This window comes from Micromonospora kangleipakensis, from assembly GCF_004217615.1.
Classification (GTDB): domain Bacteria; phylum Actinomycetota; class Actinomycetes; order Mycobacteriales; family Micromonosporaceae; genus Micromonospora; species Micromonospora kangleipakensis.
This window is the reverse complement of sequence record NZ_SHLD01000001.1, coordinates 6,543,760-6,560,362: the sequence shown is the minus strand read 5'-3', so window position 1 is coordinate 6,560,362 and position 16,603 is coordinate 6,543,760. Positions and strand designations below refer to the sequence as shown.

At 73.9% G+C, this 16,603-nt stretch carries 21 protein-coding genes and 1 riboswitch; of the genes, 9 read left to right on the top strand and 12 right to left on the bottom strand.

Annotated features, from left to right (window positions below):
• Positions 1 to 8: 8 nt before the first annotated feature.
• Positions 9 to 305, bottom strand: a complete 297-nt coding sequence (locus EV384_RS31210; protein ID WP_130339020.1) for an MTH1187 family thiamine-binding protein — start codon at positions 303 to 305, stop codon at positions 9 to 11.
• 270 nt (positions 306 to 575) lie between these two features.
• On the opposite strand from EV384_RS31210, the gene EV384_RS31205 reads away from it, so the two are divergent.
• Complete coding sequence (locus EV384_RS31205) at positions 576 to 824, top strand: hypothetical protein (protein WP_130339018.1); 249 nt, start codon at positions 576 to 578, stop codon at positions 822 to 824.
• An 81-nt stretch (positions 825 to 905) separates the two neighbouring features.
• On the opposite strand, the gene EV384_RS31200 is transcribed toward EV384_RS31205, so the two are convergent.
• The 3 genes from EV384_RS31200 to EV384_RS31190 form a co-directional block, all read right to left on the bottom strand.
• Positions 906 to 1,706 carry an energy-coupling factor transporter transmembrane component T family protein gene (locus tag EV384_RS31200; RefSeq protein ID WP_130339016.1) on the bottom strand — a complete coding sequence of 267 codons (801 nt, stop codon included), beginning with the start codon at positions 1,704 to 1,706 and terminating at the stop codon, positions 906 to 908.
• A 190-nt stretch (positions 1,707 to 1,896) separates the two neighbouring features.
• Positions 1,897 to 3,312: an ABC transporter ATP-binding protein gene (locus tag EV384_RS31195; protein WP_130339014.1), complete on the bottom strand. Its 1,416-nt coding sequence runs from the start codon at positions 3,310 to 3,312 to the stop codon at positions 1,897 to 1,899.
• A gap of 132 nt (positions 3,313 to 3,444) precedes the next feature.
• Entirely contained in the window at positions 3,445 to 4,026 is a 582-nt protein-coding gene (locus EV384_RS31190) for an ECF transporter S component (protein ID WP_130339012.1), read from the bottom strand.
• 72 nt (positions 4,027 to 4,098) lie between these two features.
• A riboswitch (TPP riboswitch) is annotated at positions 4,099 to 4,204 on the bottom strand.
• 97 nt (positions 4,205 to 4,301) lie between these two features.
• Between EV384_RS31190 and EV384_RS31185 the strand changes: the two genes are divergently transcribed.
• The 5 genes from EV384_RS31185 (at position 4,302) to EV384_RS31165 (ending at position 9,526) form a co-directional block, all read left to right on the top strand.
• Positions 4,302 to 5,126, top strand: a complete 825-nt coding sequence (locus EV384_RS31185) for an alpha/beta fold hydrolase (RefSeq protein ID WP_130339010.1) — start codon at positions 4,302 to 4,304, stop codon at positions 5,124 to 5,126.
• The gene (locus EV384_RS31180) at positions 5,123 to 5,935 is read left to right on the top strand and encodes an AAC(3) family N-acetyltransferase (RefSeq protein ID WP_130339007.1); all 813 of its coding nucleotides are present in this window, start codon (positions 5,123 to 5,125) and stop codon (positions 5,933 to 5,935) included. The genes EV384_RS31185 and EV384_RS31180 overlap by 4 nt, the downstream gene beginning before the upstream one ends.
• Positions 5,932 to 6,681, top strand: a complete 750-nt coding sequence (locus tag EV384_RS31175) for a sugar isomerase domain-containing protein (RefSeq protein WP_130339005.1) — start codon at positions 5,932 to 5,934, stop codon at positions 6,679 to 6,681. The genes EV384_RS31180 and EV384_RS31175 overlap by 4 nt, the downstream gene beginning before the upstream one ends.
• Before the next feature lie 134 nt (positions 6,682 to 6,815).
• On the top strand, positions 6,816 to 7,319 hold the full coding sequence (locus tag EV384_RS31170; RefSeq protein ID WP_130339003.1) for a DUF6328 family protein: 504 nt from the start codon (positions 6,816 to 6,818) through the stop codon (positions 7,317 to 7,319).
• Positions 7,320 to 7,576: 257 nt separating this feature from the next.
• The gene (locus EV384_RS31165; RefSeq protein WP_130340926.1) at positions 7,577 to 9,526 is read left to right on the top strand and encodes an acyl-CoA dehydrogenase family protein; all 1,950 of its coding nucleotides are present in this window, start codon (positions 7,577 to 7,579) and stop codon (positions 9,524 to 9,526) included.
• A 162-nt stretch (positions 9,527 to 9,688) separates the two neighbouring features.
• Here the strand turns inward: EV384_RS31165 and EV384_RS35195 are convergent, their stop codons facing one another.
• The 8 genes from EV384_RS35195 to EV384_RS31130 are packed head-to-tail and all read right to left on the bottom strand — an operon-like array spanning position 9,689 to position 14,128.
• On the bottom strand, positions 9,689 to 9,856 hold the full coding sequence (locus tag EV384_RS35195) for a hypothetical protein (protein ID WP_165440119.1): 168 nt from the start codon (positions 9,854 to 9,856) through the stop codon (positions 9,689 to 9,691).
• A 9-nt stretch (positions 9,857 to 9,865) separates the two neighbouring features.
• Positions 9,866 to 10,471 (bottom strand): hypothetical protein, encoded by a 606-nt coding sequence (locus EV384_RS31160; RefSeq protein ID WP_130339001.1) that lies wholly within the window; start codon positions 10,469 to 10,471, stop codon positions 9,866 to 9,868.
• A gap of 48 nt (positions 10,472 to 10,519) precedes the next feature.
• Positions 10,520 to 10,912 (bottom strand): Fur family transcriptional regulator, encoded by a 393-nt coding sequence (locus tag EV384_RS31155; RefSeq protein WP_130338999.1) that lies wholly within the window; start codon positions 10,910 to 10,912, stop codon positions 10,520 to 10,522.
• Positions 10,909 to 11,208: an ArsR/SmtB family transcription factor gene (locus EV384_RS31150; RefSeq protein ID WP_109803252.1), complete on the bottom strand. Its 300-nt coding sequence runs from the start codon at positions 11,206 to 11,208 to the stop codon at positions 10,909 to 10,911. The genes EV384_RS31155 and EV384_RS31150 overlap by 4 nt, the downstream gene beginning before the upstream one ends.
• A gap of 43 nt (positions 11,209 to 11,251) precedes the next feature.
• Entirely contained in the window at positions 11,252 to 12,118 is an 867-nt protein-coding gene (locus EV384_RS31145) for a metal ABC transporter permease (protein WP_130338997.1), read from the bottom strand.
• A 1-nt stretch (position 12,119) separates the two neighbouring features.
• Positions 12,120 to 12,881, bottom strand: coding sequence for a metal ABC transporter ATP-binding protein (locus EV384_RS31140; protein WP_130338995.1), 762 nt, complete (start codon positions 12,879 to 12,881; stop codon positions 12,120 to 12,122).
• Complete coding sequence (locus EV384_RS31135; RefSeq protein WP_130338993.1) at positions 12,878 to 13,816, bottom strand: metal ABC transporter substrate-binding protein; 939 nt, start codon at positions 13,814 to 13,816, stop codon at positions 12,878 to 12,880. Before EV384_RS31135 ends, EV384_RS31140 begins: the two co-directional genes overlap by 4 nt.
• Before the next feature lie 54 nt (positions 13,817 to 13,870).
• Complete coding sequence (locus EV384_RS31130; RefSeq protein WP_130338991.1) at positions 13,871 to 14,128, bottom strand: DUF6703 family protein; 258 nt, start codon at positions 14,126 to 14,128, stop codon at positions 13,871 to 13,873.
• A gap of 27 nt (positions 14,129 to 14,155) precedes the next feature.
• Here EV384_RS31130 and EV384_RS31125 point away from each other — a divergent pair, with 27 nt between their 5' ends.
• The 3 genes from EV384_RS31125 to EV384_RS31115 all read left to right on the top strand — a co-directional run bounded on the left by EV384_RS31125 (position 14,156) and on the right by EV384_RS31115 (position 16,576).
• Entirely contained in the window at positions 14,156 to 14,497 is a 342-nt protein-coding gene (locus tag EV384_RS31125) for an antibiotic biosynthesis monooxygenase family protein (protein ID WP_130338989.1), read from the top strand.
• A gap of 25 nt (positions 14,498 to 14,522) precedes the next feature.
• Positions 14,523 to 15,083, top strand: coding sequence for an Rv0361 family membrane protein (locus EV384_RS31120; RefSeq protein WP_341273647.1), 561 nt, complete (start codon positions 14,523 to 14,525; stop codon positions 15,081 to 15,083).
• Between the two features lie 113 nt (positions 15,084 to 15,196).
• A complete protein-coding gene (locus tag EV384_RS31115) occupies positions 15,197 to 16,576 on the top strand; it encodes a glycine--tRNA ligase (protein WP_130338987.1) in 1,380 nt (459 codons plus the stop codon).
• Positions 16,577 to 16,603 lie beyond the last annotated feature (27 nt).

Sequence of the window (16,603 nt, the reverse complement as noted above, 5' to 3'; positions counted from 1 at the left end):
GTCGGTCCTCAGCCCTCGGCCAGGCGGGCCTCGACGTGGGCGACCTTCGCGTGCATCGCGTCGGTGACCCCGGGCCGGATGTCGGCCTTGAGCACCAGGCTGACCCGGGGCGCCTGGGCGGCGACCGTGTCGACCGCCCGTTTCACCACCGCCATCACCTCGTCCCACTCGCCCTCCATGGTGGTGAACATGGCGTCGGTGCGGTTCGGCAGTCCGGACTCGCGGACCACCCGGACGGCGTCGGCGACCAGATCGCCGACGGACTCACCCACGCCGAGCGGGGTGATGGAGAACGCGATCAGCATGCCGCCGATCGTGCCAGTAAAACGGGTGCGGGTCGGCCCGGCGGTCGGTTAGCGTGTCGGCATGCGTAACTGACGCCCCAGCTGAAGAGCCTGGTCCGCCGCCTGTGGCCGCGGGCCTGTCCGCTCCCGGGCGTCCGCAGCTCTCCGCCGCCGTCAGCGCGGCAGCTCGTCGGACCCTCGGCTGGGCGGACCCCGTCCGTGCCCGTCCGACCGGGCCGCCCTTCGGTGGCCGGTCCCCAGCGGCCGGTTCCCGGCCCAAGGAGGCAGCGTATGCCCGCCAAACGCAGTCCGAAGAAGTCCCGCAAGCCGTCGGCGAAGCCGTCCCTGGCGGACGTGACCCCGCCCGACCTCGACACCCTCGCGGTGGCTCCGGCCGTACCGGTCGACCTGCCGGTGCTTCCGGCGGCCGAGACGCCGCCGCCGCCGAAGGCCGGCCCGCCGCCCGGCCGCGACCCGCGATTCGCCGGCCGCACCCAGCCCGCCGGGCAGGCCCGCCGGTACGCCTTCCGCCGCAGCTGACCGGACCGGGTGCAGTTGTTGTCGCTCCAGCGACGACAACTGCACCCGAAGGGGGCCGCCCGGGGGCAGGGGGGCCGGCGGTCAGCCGATCAACGGGCGGAAGGTGCCCAGCAGGACGCTGACCGTCAGCGCCGCGCCGGCCAGCACCGCCGCCCCGACCACCAGCAGCCCGTCGGCGGTGTTGAAGCGCTGCCGCCGGGCGACCGTACGCGGGACGCTGGCGTCGAAGCCGCGGGCGTCCATCGCCACCGCCAGCCGGGTGCCGCGCCGGATCGCACCGACCAGCAGCGCGAACGCGGTGGAGACGAAGAGCCGCAGCCTGCCCAGCGGGTTGCGGCCGGCGTCCACGCCCCGGGCCCGGCGGGCCATGCTGATCATCTGCCACTCCTGGCCGAGCAGCGGCACCAGCCGGAACGCGGCCAGCGCGCCGAGGGCGAACCGGGCCGGCGCCTTCGCGTTCTGGATCAGCGCGTCGGCCAGGTCCGTGGGGTCGGTGGTGGCGAAGACGATCATCCCGGGCAGGGCCACGGCGAGCAGCCGGAGCACCAGGCCGAGCGCGGTGACCAGCACCCCGGAGGTGACCAGCAGCGGCCCGGCGTCGAGGAGCACCCGGCCGGAACGGTCGGCGGCGAAGAGCACCAGGGTGACCAGGATGCCGGCGGCGCTGGCCAGCAGCGGCCAGGCCCGGCGGGCCAGCACCCGGTAGCGGATGCCGAAGAGCGGCAGCACGGCCAGCTCGACGGCGATGGCCAGCGCCGGGGCCACCGGGTCCAGGGTGGCGATCAGGATGAACGAGAAGACCAGCGCGGCGGCCAGCTTCGCCACCGGGTTCCGCCGGGCCAGGGGTGCGCCGGGCGCGGCGACCGGCTCGATGCTGATCACCGCCGCGCTCCTCTGTCCGCGGGCACGGACGTCCCGGCGTCGGCCGTCGCGGGCATTCCGGCGTCGGCCGTCGCGGGAGCCCCGGAGGGGCAGGTCACGGCTGCGCCGGAGCCGACGCTCGCAGGCACGATGCGGGCCGCCGTCGCGGGGGTGGCGGTCCGGCCGGTCGCCGGGGCGTGGCGGGTGGCGGTCACGGGCGCTCCAGGGTGACGGTCCGGTCGGCGAGCGCGGCGACGAAGTCCGGGTCGTGGGTGACGGTGACGACGCCGTGCCCGGCGTCGCGCAGCTCGGCGAAGAGGTCGACCAGCTCCAGCCAGGTCCGTCGGTCCTGGCCGAAGGTGGGTTCGTCGCAGATCAGCAGGCGGGGCGCGGTGGCCAGGGCGGTCGCCACGCTCAGCCGCCGCGCCTCGCCGCCGGAGAGGGTGTACGGGTTCGCGCCGGCGAGCTTCGCCAGTCGGAGCCGGTCCAGCAGCGCGTCCACGGTGGTCTGCACCGTCGCCTCCGACCGGCCCGTCCGGCGCGGACCGAGCGCCAGCTCGTCGAAGACGGTACCGGTGACGAACTGGTGTTCCGGGTCCTGGAAGACCGAGCCGATCCGCCGGGCCAGGGCGGGCGCCCGCCAGCGGTGCGGGGGGGTGCCCGCGTCGCGGCCGGCGAGCGCGGCGGTGGCGGTGGCCGTGCCGGTGCCGGGGCGGAGCAGGCCGCCGAGGAGCAGGGCCAGGGTGGACTTCCCGGCGCCGTTGGGGCCGAGTACGGCGAGCGCCTCGCCGGCGCGTACGGCAAGGTCGGTGGGGGCCAGCCGGGGCGGCAGGCCGAGCCGGTCGGCGGTGATCAGCGGCTCGCCCGCCGGGGCGGTCGCGCGCCGGGGCGGCACGGTCCGACCCGGCACCCAGACGCCCTCGGCGGCGAGCGCGTCGCCGTGCGCGGCGAAGACCGCGGCGGGCGGTCCGTCGGCCCGGACCCCGCCACCCGGTTCGAGGACGACCACCCGGTCGACCAGCGGCAGCGCCTCGGCGACCCGGTGCTCGACCAGGATCAGCGTGGTGTCGGCGTCGAGGGCGTCCGCGACGGCCCGCCGGACCAGCGTCGCGCCGGCCGGGTCGAGGTTGGCGGTCGGCTCGTCGAGCAGCAGCAGGGTCGGCCGCAGGGCCAGTGCCCCGGCCAGGGCGAGCCGCTGCTGCTCGCCGCCGGAGAGGGCGGCGGTGGGCCGGTCCCGGTGGTAGGGGAAGCCGACCCGGCGCAGCGCCTCGTCCACCCGGGGCCAGATCTCGTCGGCCGGTACGCCCCGGTTCTCCAACCCGAACGCGACGTCGTCGCCGCAGCGGGCCATCACCAGCTGGGTCTCGGGGTCCTGGAAGACGATGCCGACCCGTTCCCGGGCCTTGCGCGGGTCGAGCCCGTCGACCTCGACGGTGCCCTCCTGCTCGCCGGAGTCCTCCGGCAGCAGCCCGGCCAGCGCGGCCAGCAGCGTGCTCTTCCCGGCCCCGGACGCCCCGAGCAGCAGCACCCGCTCACCCGCCTCGATGCGAAGATCCACCCCCCGCACCGCCCAGCGCAACCGCCCGGCATGCCGCCACCCGAACCCCCGCAGCTCCACCCCACTCACCCCCGCCCCACCCCCATCCCGCCGGCCGTCCCTCCGGCCGTCCGTCCGCTGATCATGAAGTTGTTGTCGCGACACGCCGCGCCGGATGACAACAACTTCATGATCAACGCGGGTTCGGGTGTGGGGTGGCGGTCAGATGGCGGCGCGTTCGCGGCCGGCGGGGAAGCGGTCGAGGACGCCGGTGCCCGCCAGGGCGCGGGTCAGCGCGACGCTGCCCAGGCCGGCCACGACCAGGGAGCTGACCGCGGTGATCAGGATGTACGGCAGGCGGAAGCTGCCCCACGCGGTGCCCGGGTACCAGATGAAGACGTCGTAGATCGAGGCGGCGAGCCCGGCGAGCGTGGCCGCCAGCAGGGCCACCGGCAGCCGGTAGCTGCGGTAGCCGAAGGCCGCGAAGGCGAGCTCCGCCGCCGCCGCCTCCAGCGGGCCCTGCACGACCAGCGTCCAGCCCCAGCTGCTGCCGAGCGCCACGGAGACCAGTGCGGCGAAGGTGAGGGTGAAGAACGCGGCGCCGGGCTTGCGGATGATCAGCGCGCCCAGCACGGCCGGCACCAGCCAGACGCCGTACAGGACGGCCCGGCCGGGCAGCGGGATAGCGTCCGCCGGCCCGTTCCACAGCAGGCCCCAGGCCCAGAAGATGACGCCGAAGGCCACTCCGAGCACCGAGGCGATGACGATGTCGATGGTGCGCCAACGGTTGGCGGTGTTGTCCATGGTTGCTCCCAGTCCAGTGAACGAACCAGGAGAAGACGCACGCCGCGCCCGGTGTCACCGGACGGCGGCGCGGCTGGAGGTCGACCGAACTCCCTGCGCTGGCATTACCCAGATCAGGTTCGAGGGTCTGCGGGCGGTGCCCGCACTCTCAGCGCTGTGCGCTCCCCTGTCGGATGTGAAGTTGTCTCCGCAGACGCTAGCACCGACGTGGGGTGGTGGCCCAGCAGGCGGTCGCGGTCCGGCCCCGGCCCGGCCCGCTGGGTAGGCTGCCGATCATGCGGGTCGACGCGCGAGGTCTGACGTTCGAGGTACGCACCGGCGGTCCCGAGGACGGCGCACCCGTCCTGCTGCTGCACGGGTTCCCGCAGCACGGCGGCGAGTGGGACGACGTGGTGCCCGCGCTGCACGCCGCCGGGCTGCGCACGTACGCGCTGGACCAGCGGGGCTACGCGCAGGGCGCACGGCCGGCGGCGGTCGAGGCGTACCGGATCCCGGAGCTGGTGGCCGACGCGGCCGGCGTGCTCGACGCGCTCGGGGTGGAGTCCGCGCACGTGGTGGGACACGACTGGGGCGCGATCGTGGCGTGGGGCCTGGCGGCGGCGCACCCGCGGCGGGTCCGCACCCTCACCGCGGTCTCGGTGCCGCACCCGGCCGCGATGGCGCACGCGCTCGCCACCGACCCCCAGCAGAAGGCCCGCTCCGCGTACATCGCGCTCTTCCGCAAGCCGGGCAAGGCCGAGAAGGTGCTGCTCGCGCTCAACGCCACCGCGCTGCGCAAGCTGCTCGGCGGGGTGGGCGACGCGGCGCGGGTCGCCCGCTACGCCGACCCGATGCGGGAGCCGGGCGCGCTGACCGCCGCGCTGAACTGGTACCGGGCGATGTCGGGGACCGACATGAAGGCCGTCGGCCCGGCGACCGTGCCGACCACCTTCGTCTGGAGCGACAAGGACATCGCGATCGGCCGGACCGCCGCCGAGGCCTGCGCGACCCACGTGACCGGCGACTACCGCCTCGTCGAACTCTCCGGCGTCACCCACTGGATCCCCGACGAGGCGCCCGGCCCGCTGGCCGAGGCGATCCTCGCCCGGGTCGCCGCGTGATCGCGACGCCCGCGCCGGCCCGGCCCCACACCCGCGCGTCGCTCGCCGCGCACCTCCACGACCTCGGCGTACGCCCCGGCGGTGTACTCCTGGTGCACGCGGCGCTGCGCCCGCTCGGCTTCGTCTGCGGCGGCCCGCAGGCCGTGGTGCTGGCCCTGCGCGACGTGCTCGGGCCGGACGGCACCCTCGTCGTGCCCACCCATACCCCGGAGAACAGCGACCCGGCGGGCTGGAACAACCCGCCCGTGCCGGCGGACTGGTGGCCGGTGATCCGGGCGGAGCTGCCCGGCTTCGACCCGGCGCTGACGCCGAGCCGGTTCATGGGCACGCTCGCGGAGCAGGTGCGCACCTGGCCGGGCGCGCTGCGCAGCGACCACCCGCAGGTCTCCTTCGCCGCGCTCGGCCCGGCCGCCGGGCGGATCGTCGCCGACCACACCCTGACCGACATGCTGGGTGAGGGCTCCCCGCTGGCCCGGCTCCACGACCTCGACGCCGACGTGCTGCTGCTCGGCGTCGACCACGGCTCGAACACCTCCCTGCACCTGGCGGAGTACCGCTGGCCGGCGGCGCCGAGGGCGCGGGTGGGGGCCGCCGTGCTGACCGGCGACGGCGGCCGGGAGTGGGTGTGGTGGGACGACGTGGACCTGGACGAGAGCGACTTCGCCCGGCTCGGCGCCGACTTCGAGGCCACCGCCGCGGTGCGGGTGGGCGCGGTCGGCGACGGGACGGGCCGGTTGATGAGGCAGCGGGCGGCGGTCGACTTCGCGGTGGAGTGGCTGGCCCGCAACCGACGGACGGAGGAAGCATGACGGTGAGCGCCGAGGCGTACCTGGCGGTGGTGACCGAGACGATGGCCCGGGTGGCCGCCGGTCAGCGCGAGGCGGTGGGTCGGGCCGCCGACCTGATCGCCGAGGCGTTGCGCGCCGACGGGGTGGTGCACGCCTTCGGCACCGGCCACTCCGAGGCCCTCGCGATGGAGATCGCCGGGCGGGCCGGCGGACTGGTGCCCACCAACCGGATCGCGCTGCGCGACCTGGTGCTCTACGGCGGTGAGCCGGCCGACGTGCTCGGCCCGAAGCTGGAACGCGACCCGGCCGTGGCGCACCGGCTCTACGAGCTGGCCCCGGTACGCCCGCGGGACGTCTTCGTGCTCGCCTCCAACTCGGGCGTCAACGGCGCCATGGTGGAGTTCGCGTCCCTGGTCAAGGAGCGGGGGCACGCCCTGGTGGCGATCACCTCGGCCGAGCACTCCGGCCGGATGACCTCGCGGCACCCGTCCGGGCGCAAGCTCGCCGACTTCGCCGACGTGGTGCTCGACAACGGCGCCCCGTACGGCGACGCCACCCTGCCGCTGCCCGACGGCGGCGCGGTCGGCGCGGTCTCCTCGATCACGGCCGCGCTGCTGGCCCAGCAGATCGTGGCGGAGGTGGTGGCCCGGCTGCTGGCGGCGGGGGAGCGGCCCCCGGTCTACCTGTCGGCCAACATCACCGGCGGCGACGAGCACAACGCCGAGCTGGAGGCCCGGTACGCCGGCCGGATCCGCCGGGGGGCGTGACCGGTCCGCCGGCCCGGTCGACGGGCGTCGGCGCGGTGATCGCGAGGCGGTTTCGCGGAACGCCCGACGGGGCAGAAGCTCTGCTGCCGACGGGGTGCTCCCCGCCGGCGGTACCGTCGTCGCGGAGGTAGCGCGTGTCCAAGGAAACCGAGAAGCAGCGCTGGCAGCGCAACTTCGCCGACCTGCTGCAGGAGCTGCGGGTGGCGCAGACCGGGGTGCAGATCCTCTTCGCGTTCCTGCTCACCCTGCCGTTCAGCAACGGTTTCACCCGGATCACCGAGTTCCAGCGGGACGTCTACATCGTCGCGTTGCTGGCCGCCGCGGCGGCCACCGCGATGATCATCTCGCCGGTAGCATTCCACCGGGCGCTGTTCCGGCAGGGCCGCAAGCCGGAGCTGGTGCGGTTCGCCCACCGGATGGCCAGCGGCGGCCTGGCCTTCATGCTGATCTCCATGGTCAGCGCGGTGCTGCTGATCACCGACTTCGTGCTCAGCCGGCCGGTCGCCTTCCTGCTCAGCGCGGTCACCGCGCTCTGGTTCCTGGCCTTCTGGGTGATCCTGCCGTTCGCCCGGCGCGGCTGGGGGGACGACGAGATCGACGACGATGACGACGACCCGCAGGTGCTCGCTGGCGACTGAGCCCCGCTGGCGTCCCGCCAAATCGGACGTGCCAAGAACGCTACCCCCGGGTGTTACCCGGGGGTAGCGTCGTCTTTGTCGAGCACGTTGACGCAGCCGGACCGAGGTTCGAGGGGGCAGCCGTGACCACGACACAGAACAACCGACCGGACGGAACGCAGGGCACGGGCGGCCCCACCGGACGGGTGGCGCCGATCGACGACCCCGACACCGGTCCCGCGGCCTCGGCGGGCGAGGCGGCCGCAACCGCCGCCGCGATCGACGAGGCCGGCGGCGCGGGGCCGCTGCCCGCCGAGGCGGGACAGGTCTCCGAGAAGGAGGCCCGCCAGGTCGCCGAGGCGGCCCGGGAGTCGGCCTGGGACCGGCCCAGCTTCGGCAAGGAGCTCTTCCTCGGCCGGTTCCGGCTGGACCTGATCAACCCCTGGCCACGGTCCGATCCGGACGACGTCACGCGGGCCGAGGAGTTCCTCGGCGCGCTCGGGGCGTATCTCGACTCCGAGGTGGACGGCGCGGCCATCGAGCGGGAGGCGTACATCCCGGACGAGGTCTTCCACGGCCTGGCCCGGCTCGGCGCATTCGGCATGAAGATCGACCGGAAGTACGGCGGGCTCGGGCTGAGCAACCTGCACTACTGCCGGGCGCTGATGCGGGCCAGCTCGATCAGCCCGGCCATCGGGGCGCTGCTCTCGGCGCACCAGTCGATCGGCGTGCCGCAGCCGCTGAAGATGTTCGGCACCCCGGAGCAGAAGCAGCGGTTCCTGCCGCGGCTCGCCGCCGGTGAGGTCTCCGCCTTCCTGCTCACCGAGCCGGACGTCGGCTCCGACCCGGCCCGGTTGGCCACCACCGCCGAGCCGACCCCGGACGGCAAGGGGTACCGGCTCAACGGGGTGAAGCTCTGGGCCACCAACGGCACGGTCGCCACCCTGCTGGTGGTGATGGCCCGGGTGCCGGCGACCGAGGGCCGGCGCGGCGGGATCACCGCCTTCGTGGTGGAGGGCGACAGCGAGGGCATCACGGTGGAGCGCCGCAACGCCTTCGTCGGCCTGCGCGGCCTGGAGAACAGCCTCACCCGCTTCCACGACGTCTTCGTGCCGGCGGAGAACGTGATCGGCGGCGAGGGCAAGGGGTTGAAGATCGCCCTGACCACGCTGAACACCGGGCGCCTCTCGTTGCCGGCGACGTGTGTCGGGGCGGGCAAGTGGTCGCTCAACGTGGCCCGGGAGTGGGCCGCCGACCGGGTCCAGTGGGGCCGGCCGGTCGGCGAGCACGAGGCGGTCGCCAAGAAGCTGGCCTTCATCGCCGCCACCACCTACGGCATGGAGAGCACGCTCGACCTCTGCTGCCTGCTCGCCGACGACGACCGCAACGACATCCGGATCGAGGCGGCGCTGGTCAAGCTGTACGCCAGCGAGATGGCCTGGAAGATCGCCGACGAGCTGATCCAGATCCGGGGCGGGCGCGGCTACGAGACGGCCGACTCCCTCGCCGCCCGGGGCGAGCGCCCCGCCGCGGTCGAGCAGATCCTTCGCGACCTGCGGATCAACCGGATCTTCGAGGGCTCCACCGAGATCATGCACCTGCTGATCGCTCGGGAGGCGGTGGACGCGCACCTCTCGGTGGCCGGCGACATCATCGACCCGGACGCCAGCCTCGGCCGCAAGGCGAAGGCCGGCGCGCGGGCCGGCCTCTTCTACGCGAAGTGGCTGCCCACCCTCGCCGTCGGCAAGGGCCAGACCCCCAGGGCGTACGCGGAGTTCGGCCCGCTCGCCGGGCACCTGCGGCACGTCGAGCGGACCTCGCGCAAGCTGGCCCGGTCGACGTTCTACGCGATGTCCCGCTGGCAGGGGAAGATGGAGCGCAAGCAGGCGTTCCTCGGCCGGGTGGTGGACATCGGCGCGGAGCTGTTCGCGATGTCCGCGGTCTGCGTCCGGGCGTACGCCGAGCGGGACACCCGTCCGGAGAACGTCGAGCTGGCCGACCTGTTCTGCCGGCAGGCGCGGCTACGGATCGAGGAGCTGTTCACCGGCCTGTGGTCCAACACCGACTCGCTCGACGTGGCGGCGGCGAAGCGGATCCTCGCCGGCCGGTACGCCGCCGTGGAGGAGGGCGTGTCGACGCCGCCGGCGGACGCGCCCTGGGTCGCCCGCTGGACCCCCGGCCCGTCCACGGCGGAGGACGTCCGCCGCCGCATCCCGCCGGCGCACTGACCCCGCCGATTCCGGCCGGGCGCGCCGCCCGACCATCGCCAGACCGCTCCGCCGGAGGTTCGGCGGGGCAGGCAGTGCCGAGCGGTATGCCTGCGAGTCATATTTGTGCCTCTCAGGCATGTCGCTGGTCGGGCAGATGCAGCCGGGAGCCGGGAGCCGGCGTCAGCGGGCGATGGCCCAGGCGATGACGGCGGCCAGGATGAGCCCGTTGAGCAGGGCCAGCACCAGGTACGCCTGCGGCGGGATCTTGCGACCCTTGCGGACGAAGCTCACCAGGACGCCCGCGTACGCCAGCAGCAGCACGGCGACGACGATCAGGAAGTACAGCACCGCCACACCCTAGCGGCCCGCCCGCAGCCCCAGGCTGCGCAGCTCCAAGGCGGCGAGCGCGTCGACGGTGGCGTCGTCGCCGCGGCGCCACGCCTCGGCCACGTCGGGCGCGATCCGGGTGAGCCTCCCGAGCGGCTGACCCGCGAGGGCCCGCAGCGCCAGCAGGTCGCGCCCGGCGGGGGCGGCGGCGAGGGCCTTCGCCGCTCCGGCCCGGCGCATCCAGCGCACCCGCAGCGGCAGCCAGCCGAAGAGCACCAGGCCGAGCGGGAAGACCAGCACCGCGATGCTGAGCGCGAGGGCCAGCTGGCCGACCAGCTCCTGCTGGTCGCGGCCCGCCTCGGCGACGGACCGCGCGGCGTCCGCGGCCCGGTTGAAGGGGGCGGTCAGCTCGTCGCCGACCAGCGGCACCCGGCCGACCTTGCCGCCGGCCTCGGCCAGGTTGTCGGCGAGGCCGCCGCCGGCCCCCTCCAGCTTCTGCCCGGGTACGGCCAGCTTCTGCACCAGGTCGTGCAGCCAGAGCGCGAAGCGGATCGCCGCGTAGACCCAGACGACGACGAGGAGGTCGGTGAGGAGCTGACGGAGGGCGGTGGGAAAACGGTCGGCGTAGATCTTCACGCCGGACAGCGTGCCACGCTCCGGCCGCCGGGGCACGGGGGAGAATTCTCAGCCGGTGCAGGCCGGGCAGGTCCCGAAGATCTCCAGGGTGTGGCTGACCTCGGCGTACCCGTGCTGCGCGGCGACCCGCTCCGCCCAGCTCTCCACCGCCGGCCCGGCCACCTCCACCGTCCGCCCGCAGGCCCGGCAGACCAGGTGGTGGTGGTGACCCTCGCTGCACCGCCGGTAGAGGTGCTCGCCGCCGGGCGGGCGCATCACGTCGATCTCGCCGGCGTCGGCGAGCCCCTGCAACGTCCGGTAGACGGTGGTCAGCCCGACCCGCTCGCCCCGCTGGCGCAGCATCGCGTACAGGTCCTGCGCGCTGTGGAAGCCCTCCACCTCGGCCAGCAGCGTGCTCACGGCCGTCCGCTGGCGCGTGTTCCGCAACGTCCCCTCGGTCACGGTCCCTCCCCGGCGTGGCTGACCGCGTCCGCCACGATGTGTGCGACGTGCTCGTCCACGAGGGCGTACGCGATCTCCCGACCGCGCCGGGAGCCACGGACCACGCCGGCGCCGCGGAGCACCCGCAGGTGCTGGGAGACCAGCGGCTGCGGTGCGCCCAGCTTCTCCACCAGCTCGTGCACGCACCGTTCACCCTGCGCCAGCTCGGTCACGATCGCCAGCCGGATCGGTGCGGACAGCGCACGCAGCAGGTCACCCGCACCCTCGAAGGCGTCGTACCCGTTCGTGCCCGTCATCCCGTAACGGTAACCAATGCCAGCAGGACCGCTCGGGGGTGGCTCACCGCAGCACGACCTCGTGCGGCTCGGGGGCCGGCGCGGCCGCCGGGCGGGTCCGCCGGCGCATCGCCCGCCAGCCGGCCGCGGCGAGCGCGACCACCAGGAACGAGGCGATGGCCAGCAGCACCACCGAGGCGCCCGGCGCGGTGTCGGCGGTGGCGGCCACCCAGATGCCCGCCCCGGCGGCGAAGAGCCCCAGTGCCATGGCTGCCGCCATCGTGCTGCGGAAGCCCCGGGTGACCTGCTGGGCGGTGGCCACCGGCACCACCATCAGTGCGCTGATCAGCAGCACGCCGACCGCCCGCATGGCGATCGTCACGGTCACCGCGGTGGTCACCGCCAGCAGCAGGTTGAGCGCCCGGACCGGCAGCCCGGAGACCCGGGCGTACTCCTCGTCGTGGCAGACCGCGAAGAGCGCCGGACGCAGCGCCAGCATGATCGCTCCGACGGCCAGGCCGAGCACCAGGATCGTGGTCAGGTCGGCCGGCGACGTGGTGGTCAGCGACCCGAACAGGTACGAGTTGAGCGAGGCGCTGCTGGCGTCGGAGAGCCCGACCAGCAGCACGCCGCCGGCGATCCCGCCGTAGAAGAGCAGCGCCAGGGCCAGGTCGCCGGAGGTACGGCCGCGGGAGCGGACCAGCTCGATGACGATCGCGCCGAGCGTCGCGGCGATCACCGCCACCAGCACCGGGGAGCGGTTCAGCAGCAGCCCGGCGCCGACGCCGGTGAGCGCCACGTGCCCGATCCCGTCGCCGATCAGCGCCAGCCGCCGCTGCACCAGGTAGATGCCGAGCGCCGGCGCGGCCAGCCCGATGACCAGCGCGCCGACCAGGGCGCGCAGCATGAAGTCGTACTGGAAGAGGTCCATGTCAGATGCTCCACAGCCCGGCGGGCTCCTCGTCGCAGTGCGGGTGCACGTGGTCGTGGTCGGGCTCCGCGTGGTGCCCGGCCGGCTCCGGCACCGCGCCGTCGTGGCAGATGCCACCCTCGTGCACGACGACCGCCCGGCTGATCAACGGTCGCAGCGGACCCAGCTCGTGGGCGACCAGCAGCACGGTCCCGCCGCCGGCGAGGAAGCCGCGCAGCGCCGCGGCGAACGCCTCCTGGCTCTCCGCGTCGACCCCGGCGGTCGGCTCGTCCAGCACCAGCAGCTCGGGTTCGCCGGCCAGGGCCCGGGCGATCAGGGTGCGCTGCTGCTGGCCGCCGGAGAGGGTGGCGACCGGGTCACCGGCCCGGTCGGCGAGCCCGACGGCGCGCAGCGCGGCGGCCACCGCCTCGCGGTCCGCGCGCCTCGCCGGCCGCAGGACGCCCCGGCGGGCCAGCCGCCCCGAGGCCACCACCTCGCCCACCGTGGCCGGTACGCCGCTGCCGGCGCCGAGCCGCTGCGGGACGTACCCGATCCGGTGCCACTGCCGGAAGCGGCGCTGCGGGGTGTGGAAGAGGGTGACCGACCCGGCGCTGAGCGGGACCAGCCCGAGCACCGCGCGGATCAGGGTGGACTTGCCGGAGCCGTTGGCGCCGAGCACGGCGACCACCTCGCCGGCGGTGACGGTCAGCGAGACGTCCCGCAGCACGGGGCGGCCGTCGTAGCCGACGGCGGCGTGGTCGACCTGGATCACGGGTGCGTTCATGAGCAGTCCAACGCGGTTCGCAGGGTCTGGAGGTTGGCGCGCATCGCCGACAGGTAGTCCCCGTCGGCGGGTGGGCCCTCGATCGGGTCGAGCACGGCAGTCTTCGCCCCGACCTCGCGGGCCACGGTCTCGGCGACCTTCGGGCTGACCAGGGTCTCGAAGAAGATGGTGGTGGCGCGGTGCTCCCGGGCCTCCCTGGCCACCTCGGCGAGGCGCTGCGGGGAGGGCTCGCTGTCCGGGGTGAGGCCGGTGATGCCGACCTGCTCCAGCTGGTAGTGCGAGGCCAGGTAGCCGAATGCGGTGTGGCTCGTCACGATCTCCCGGCGCTGGCAGGTCTTCAGCCCCTCGGTGTACTCGGTGTCGAGCTTCGCCAGGTCGGCGCGGAAGTCCTTCGCGCGGGCGGTGAAGTCGGCGGCCCGCTCCGGGTCGGCCCGGCCGAGCCGCTCGGCGAGCCGGTCGCCGACGGTGGCCAGCCGGGTGGGGTCGAGCCACAGGTGCGGGTCCTTGCCGCCGGTCTCCTCCTCGTGCCCGGCCTCGCCCTCGTGCTCGTGCCCGCCGGCTGCCGCGTCGAGCAGCGGCTGCACGGTCGTCACGTCGAACGCCCGGTCGCCGCCGCTCTGCTCGACGGCCTCGTCCACCGCCGGCTGGAAGCCCTTGAGGTAGACGACCAGCTCCGCGTCGCTGATCTGGCCGACCTGGCGCGGGTTGAGCTCCAGGTCGTGCGGCTCGGCGCCGGGCTTGGCCAGGTTGGTGACCTTGACCGCGTCGCCGCCGATCCGCTCGGCGAGGAACTGCAGCGGGTAGAAGGCGGCCACCACGTCGACCCGGTCCGGGTCGGCGCCCGCGCCGTCGGCGGAACAGGCGGCGACGCCGCCCAGCGCGAGCAGGGGGGCGATGGCGACGGCCAGGACGCGGGAGGTGAAGCGGATGGTCATGACGACCACTGTCCGCGATAACGAAATTGATTGTCAAAAACGCATGATTGCATGTCAGAGCAGCTTGGTCATGGCCACCGCGATCAGCAGGGTCAGCATCACCAGGCGGATCACCCGGGTCGCCGGCGCCTGCACCGGCCAGGTGGTGACCATCAGCCACACCAGCACCGTGGCCAGCGCCAGCAACAGCAGGCCGCCCACCGGACCGGGCGCGAAGAGCGCCACCAGCACGAGGACCAGGGTGGCCAGGAACACCGTCGTCGGGTTGACCCGGGCCAGGCGGGCCAGCAGGGGGCTCTGCGTACGCTGCATCCCACAGACTCTACGAGGAGGACGCCGGTGCTGGTGACCAACCGGTTCGTGGTGGACGCCGAGGTCGCGCCCGACTTCACCGAGCGGGCGCACGCCGCCCTCGCGGCGCTCGCCGCCCGCCGCGGCTACCTGCGCGGGGAGTTGCTGCGGGCGCTGGACGACCCGACGCACTGGTGCCTGCTCACCGAGTGGGAGTCCGTCGGGGCGTACCGGCGGGCGCTGGGCGGCTTCGACGTGAAGATCACGGCGGTGCCGCTGCTGGCCCAATCGGTCGACGAGCCGTCGGCGTACGAGACGCTCGCCAGCGCCGCGCCGGACGGGGAGATCGTCATCGTCGCCAGTGATCGGGCTGCAGGTCCTTACCGCTGACCCCGGTGGCACTACCCTCTGGCGTATGACCGCTCCCGGACCGGCATCCCCACCCCCTCACCCCGTGCTGTCCGGCGCAGGCGGCGCGCCGCCGGTCCCGGAGCCGCCGTCCGAGCCGGGCGTCCCCGCCGGCCCCGGGGCCGCCCCGCCGTTCGCCGCCCCGCCCACCGAGGGCGGTCGCCGCCGGCTCTGGCTCGGCCTCGGCGTCGGGGCGCTCGCCGTGCTGCTCTGCTGCGGTGGGGGCGGCGCGGCCATCGTCGGACTGGCGGTGAGCAACGTCCAGGCGATCGAGGAGCAGGGCCGGACGGTCACCGACGACTACTACCAGGCCCTGGTGGCGAAGGATTGGTCCAAGGCGTACGACAGGCTCTGCGACGACGCCCAGCGGCGTGAGTCCCGGCCGGACTTCGAGCAGCGGGTCGCCGCCGAGCCGCAGATCTCCGGCTACCGGGTGGGCAAGGTCGACGCGCAGACCCTCACCGTGCCGGTCGACGTGACCCTCAGCGGCGGCAAACAGGAGGCCCAGCAGGTGACCCTGGCGCCGGATCCGCAGACCGGTGGCATGGAGGTCTGCGGGGTGAGCTGACGGGCCCCCCGGTATTCTGCTGGGCTCGGGACTCCGGTAGCCGTACCGTTGTCCCGAACTGACCGTTCCATCCACATCGCCCCCGCCGACCGCCAGCCGGCGTAGGAGGAAACATGCCAGCCGACCGTATCGACGCCGTCGTCAGCCTCGCCAAGCGCCGAGGCTTCGTCTTCCCCTCCAGCGAGATCTACGGGGGCACCCGGTCGGCGTGGGACTACGGTCCGCTCGGCGTGGAGCTCAAGGAGAACGTCCGCCGGCAGTGGTGGAAGACCATGGTCCAGCAGCGTGACGACGTCGTCGGCCTGGACTCCGCGGTCATCCTGGCCCGCCAGGTCTGGGAGGCCTCCGGCCACATCGCCGAGTTCGTCGACCCGCTGACCGAGTGCCAGTCCTGCCACAAGCGGTTCCGCGCGGACCACCTCGAGGAGGCGTTCGAGGCCAAGCACGGCCGCCCGCCGGTCTCGCTGTCCGAGATCAACTGCCCGAACTGCGGCAACAAGGGCACCTTCACCGAGCCGAAGATGTTCAACGGCCTGATGAAGACCTACCTCGGCCCGGTGGAGAGCGAGGAGGGCCTGCACTACCTGCGCCCGGAGACCGCCCAGGGCATCTTCGTGAACTACAAGAACGTGGAGACGGTCGCCCGCAAGAAGCCGCCGTTCGGCATCGCGCAGACCGGCAAGTCGTTCCGCAACGAGATCACCCCGGGCAACTTCATCTTCCGTACGCGTGAGTTCGAGCAGATGGAGATGGAGTTCTTCGTCGAGCCAGGCTCCGACGAGGAGTGGCACGAGTACTGGCTCCAGCAGCGCTGGAACTGGTACCTGGACCTCGGCCTCTCCGAGGAGAACCTGCGCTTCTACGAGCACCCCAAGGAGAAGCTCTCCCACTACTCGAAGCGCACCGTCGACATCGAGTACCGGTTCCAGTTCGGCGGCACCGAGTTCGCCGAGCTGGAGGGCATCGCCAACCGGACCGACTTCGACCTCTCCACGCACAGCAAGCACTCCGGCGTCGACCTGTCGTACTTCGACCAGACCAAGGGCGAGCGCTGGATGCCGTACGTGATCGAGCCGGCCGCCGGCCTGACCCGCGCGGTGCTCGCCTTCCTGCTCGAGGCGTACGACGAGGACGAGGCCCCGAACACCAAGGGCGGCGTGGACAAGCGCACCGTGATGCGCTTCGACCCGCGGCTGGCCCCGGTGAAGGTGGCGGTGCTGCCGCTGTCCCGCAACGAGGCGCTCTCGCCGAAGGCGAAGGGTCTCGCGGCGGACCTGCGCAAGCGCTGGGTGGTCGAGTTCGACGACTCGCAGGCGATCGGCCGCCGCTACCGCCGACAGGACGAGATCGGCACGCCGTTCTGCGTGACGGTCGACTTCGACACCCTGGACGACAACGCGGTGACCGTGCGGAACCGGGACACCATGGCCCAGGAGCGCGTCTCGCTGGACCAGGTCGAGCGCTACCTGATCGAGCGCCTGCCCGGCTGCTGAGCTGTTCACGGGGGCTCCGGCCGGCGC

What these genes read in the sequence shown, in the direction of transcription:
- EV384_RS31190 (WP_130339012.1), bottom strand. Translation starts at nt 4,026, where the DNA reads ATGGACAACACCGCCAACCGTTGGCGCACCATCGACATCGTCATCGCC.
- EV384_RS31150 (WP_109803252.1), bottom strand. Translation starts at nt 11,208, where the DNA reads ATGACGGGCACGAACGGGTACGACGCCTTCGAGGGTGCGGGTGACCTG.
- EV384_RS31115 (WP_130338987.1), top strand. Translation starts at nt 15,197, where the DNA reads ATGCCAGCCGACCGTATCGACGCCGTCGTCAGCCTCGCCAAGCGCCGA.
- EV384_RS31130 (WP_130338991.1), bottom strand. Translation starts at nt 14,128, where the DNA reads ATGCAGCGTACGCAGAGCCCCCTGCTGGCCCGCCTGGCCCGGGTCAAC.
- EV384_RS31185 (WP_130339010.1), top strand. Translation starts at nt 4,302, where the DNA reads ATGCGGGTCGACGCGCGAGGTCTGACGTTCGAGGTACGCACCGGCGGT.
- EV384_RS31175 (WP_130339005.1), top strand. Translation starts at nt 5,932, where the DNA reads ATGACGGTGAGCGCCGAGGCGTACCTGGCGGTGGTGACCGAGACGATG.
- EV384_RS31120 (WP_341273647.1), top strand. Translation starts at nt 14,523, where the DNA reads ATGACCGCTCCCGGACCGGCATCCCCACCCCCTCACCCCGTGCTGTCC.
- EV384_RS31135 (WP_130338993.1), bottom strand. Translation starts at nt 13,816, where the DNA reads ATGACCATCCGCTTCACCTCCCGCGTCCTGGCCGTCGCCATCGCCCCC.
- EV384_RS31145 (WP_130338997.1), bottom strand. Translation starts at nt 12,118, where the DNA reads ATGGACCTCTTCCAGTACGACTTCATGCTGCGCGCCCTGGTCGGCGCG.
- EV384_RS31140 (WP_130338995.1), bottom strand. Translation starts at nt 12,881, where the DNA reads ATGAACGCACCCGTGATCCAGGTCGACCACGCCGCCGTCGGCTACGAC.
- EV384_RS31205 (WP_130339018.1), top strand. Translation starts at nt 576, where the DNA reads ATGCCCGCCAAACGCAGTCCGAAGAAGTCCCGCAAGCCGTCGGCGAAG.
- EV384_RS31210 (WP_130339020.1), bottom strand. Translation starts at nt 305, where the DNA reads ATGCTGATCGCGTTCTCCATCACCCCGCTCGGCGTGGGTGAGTCCGTC.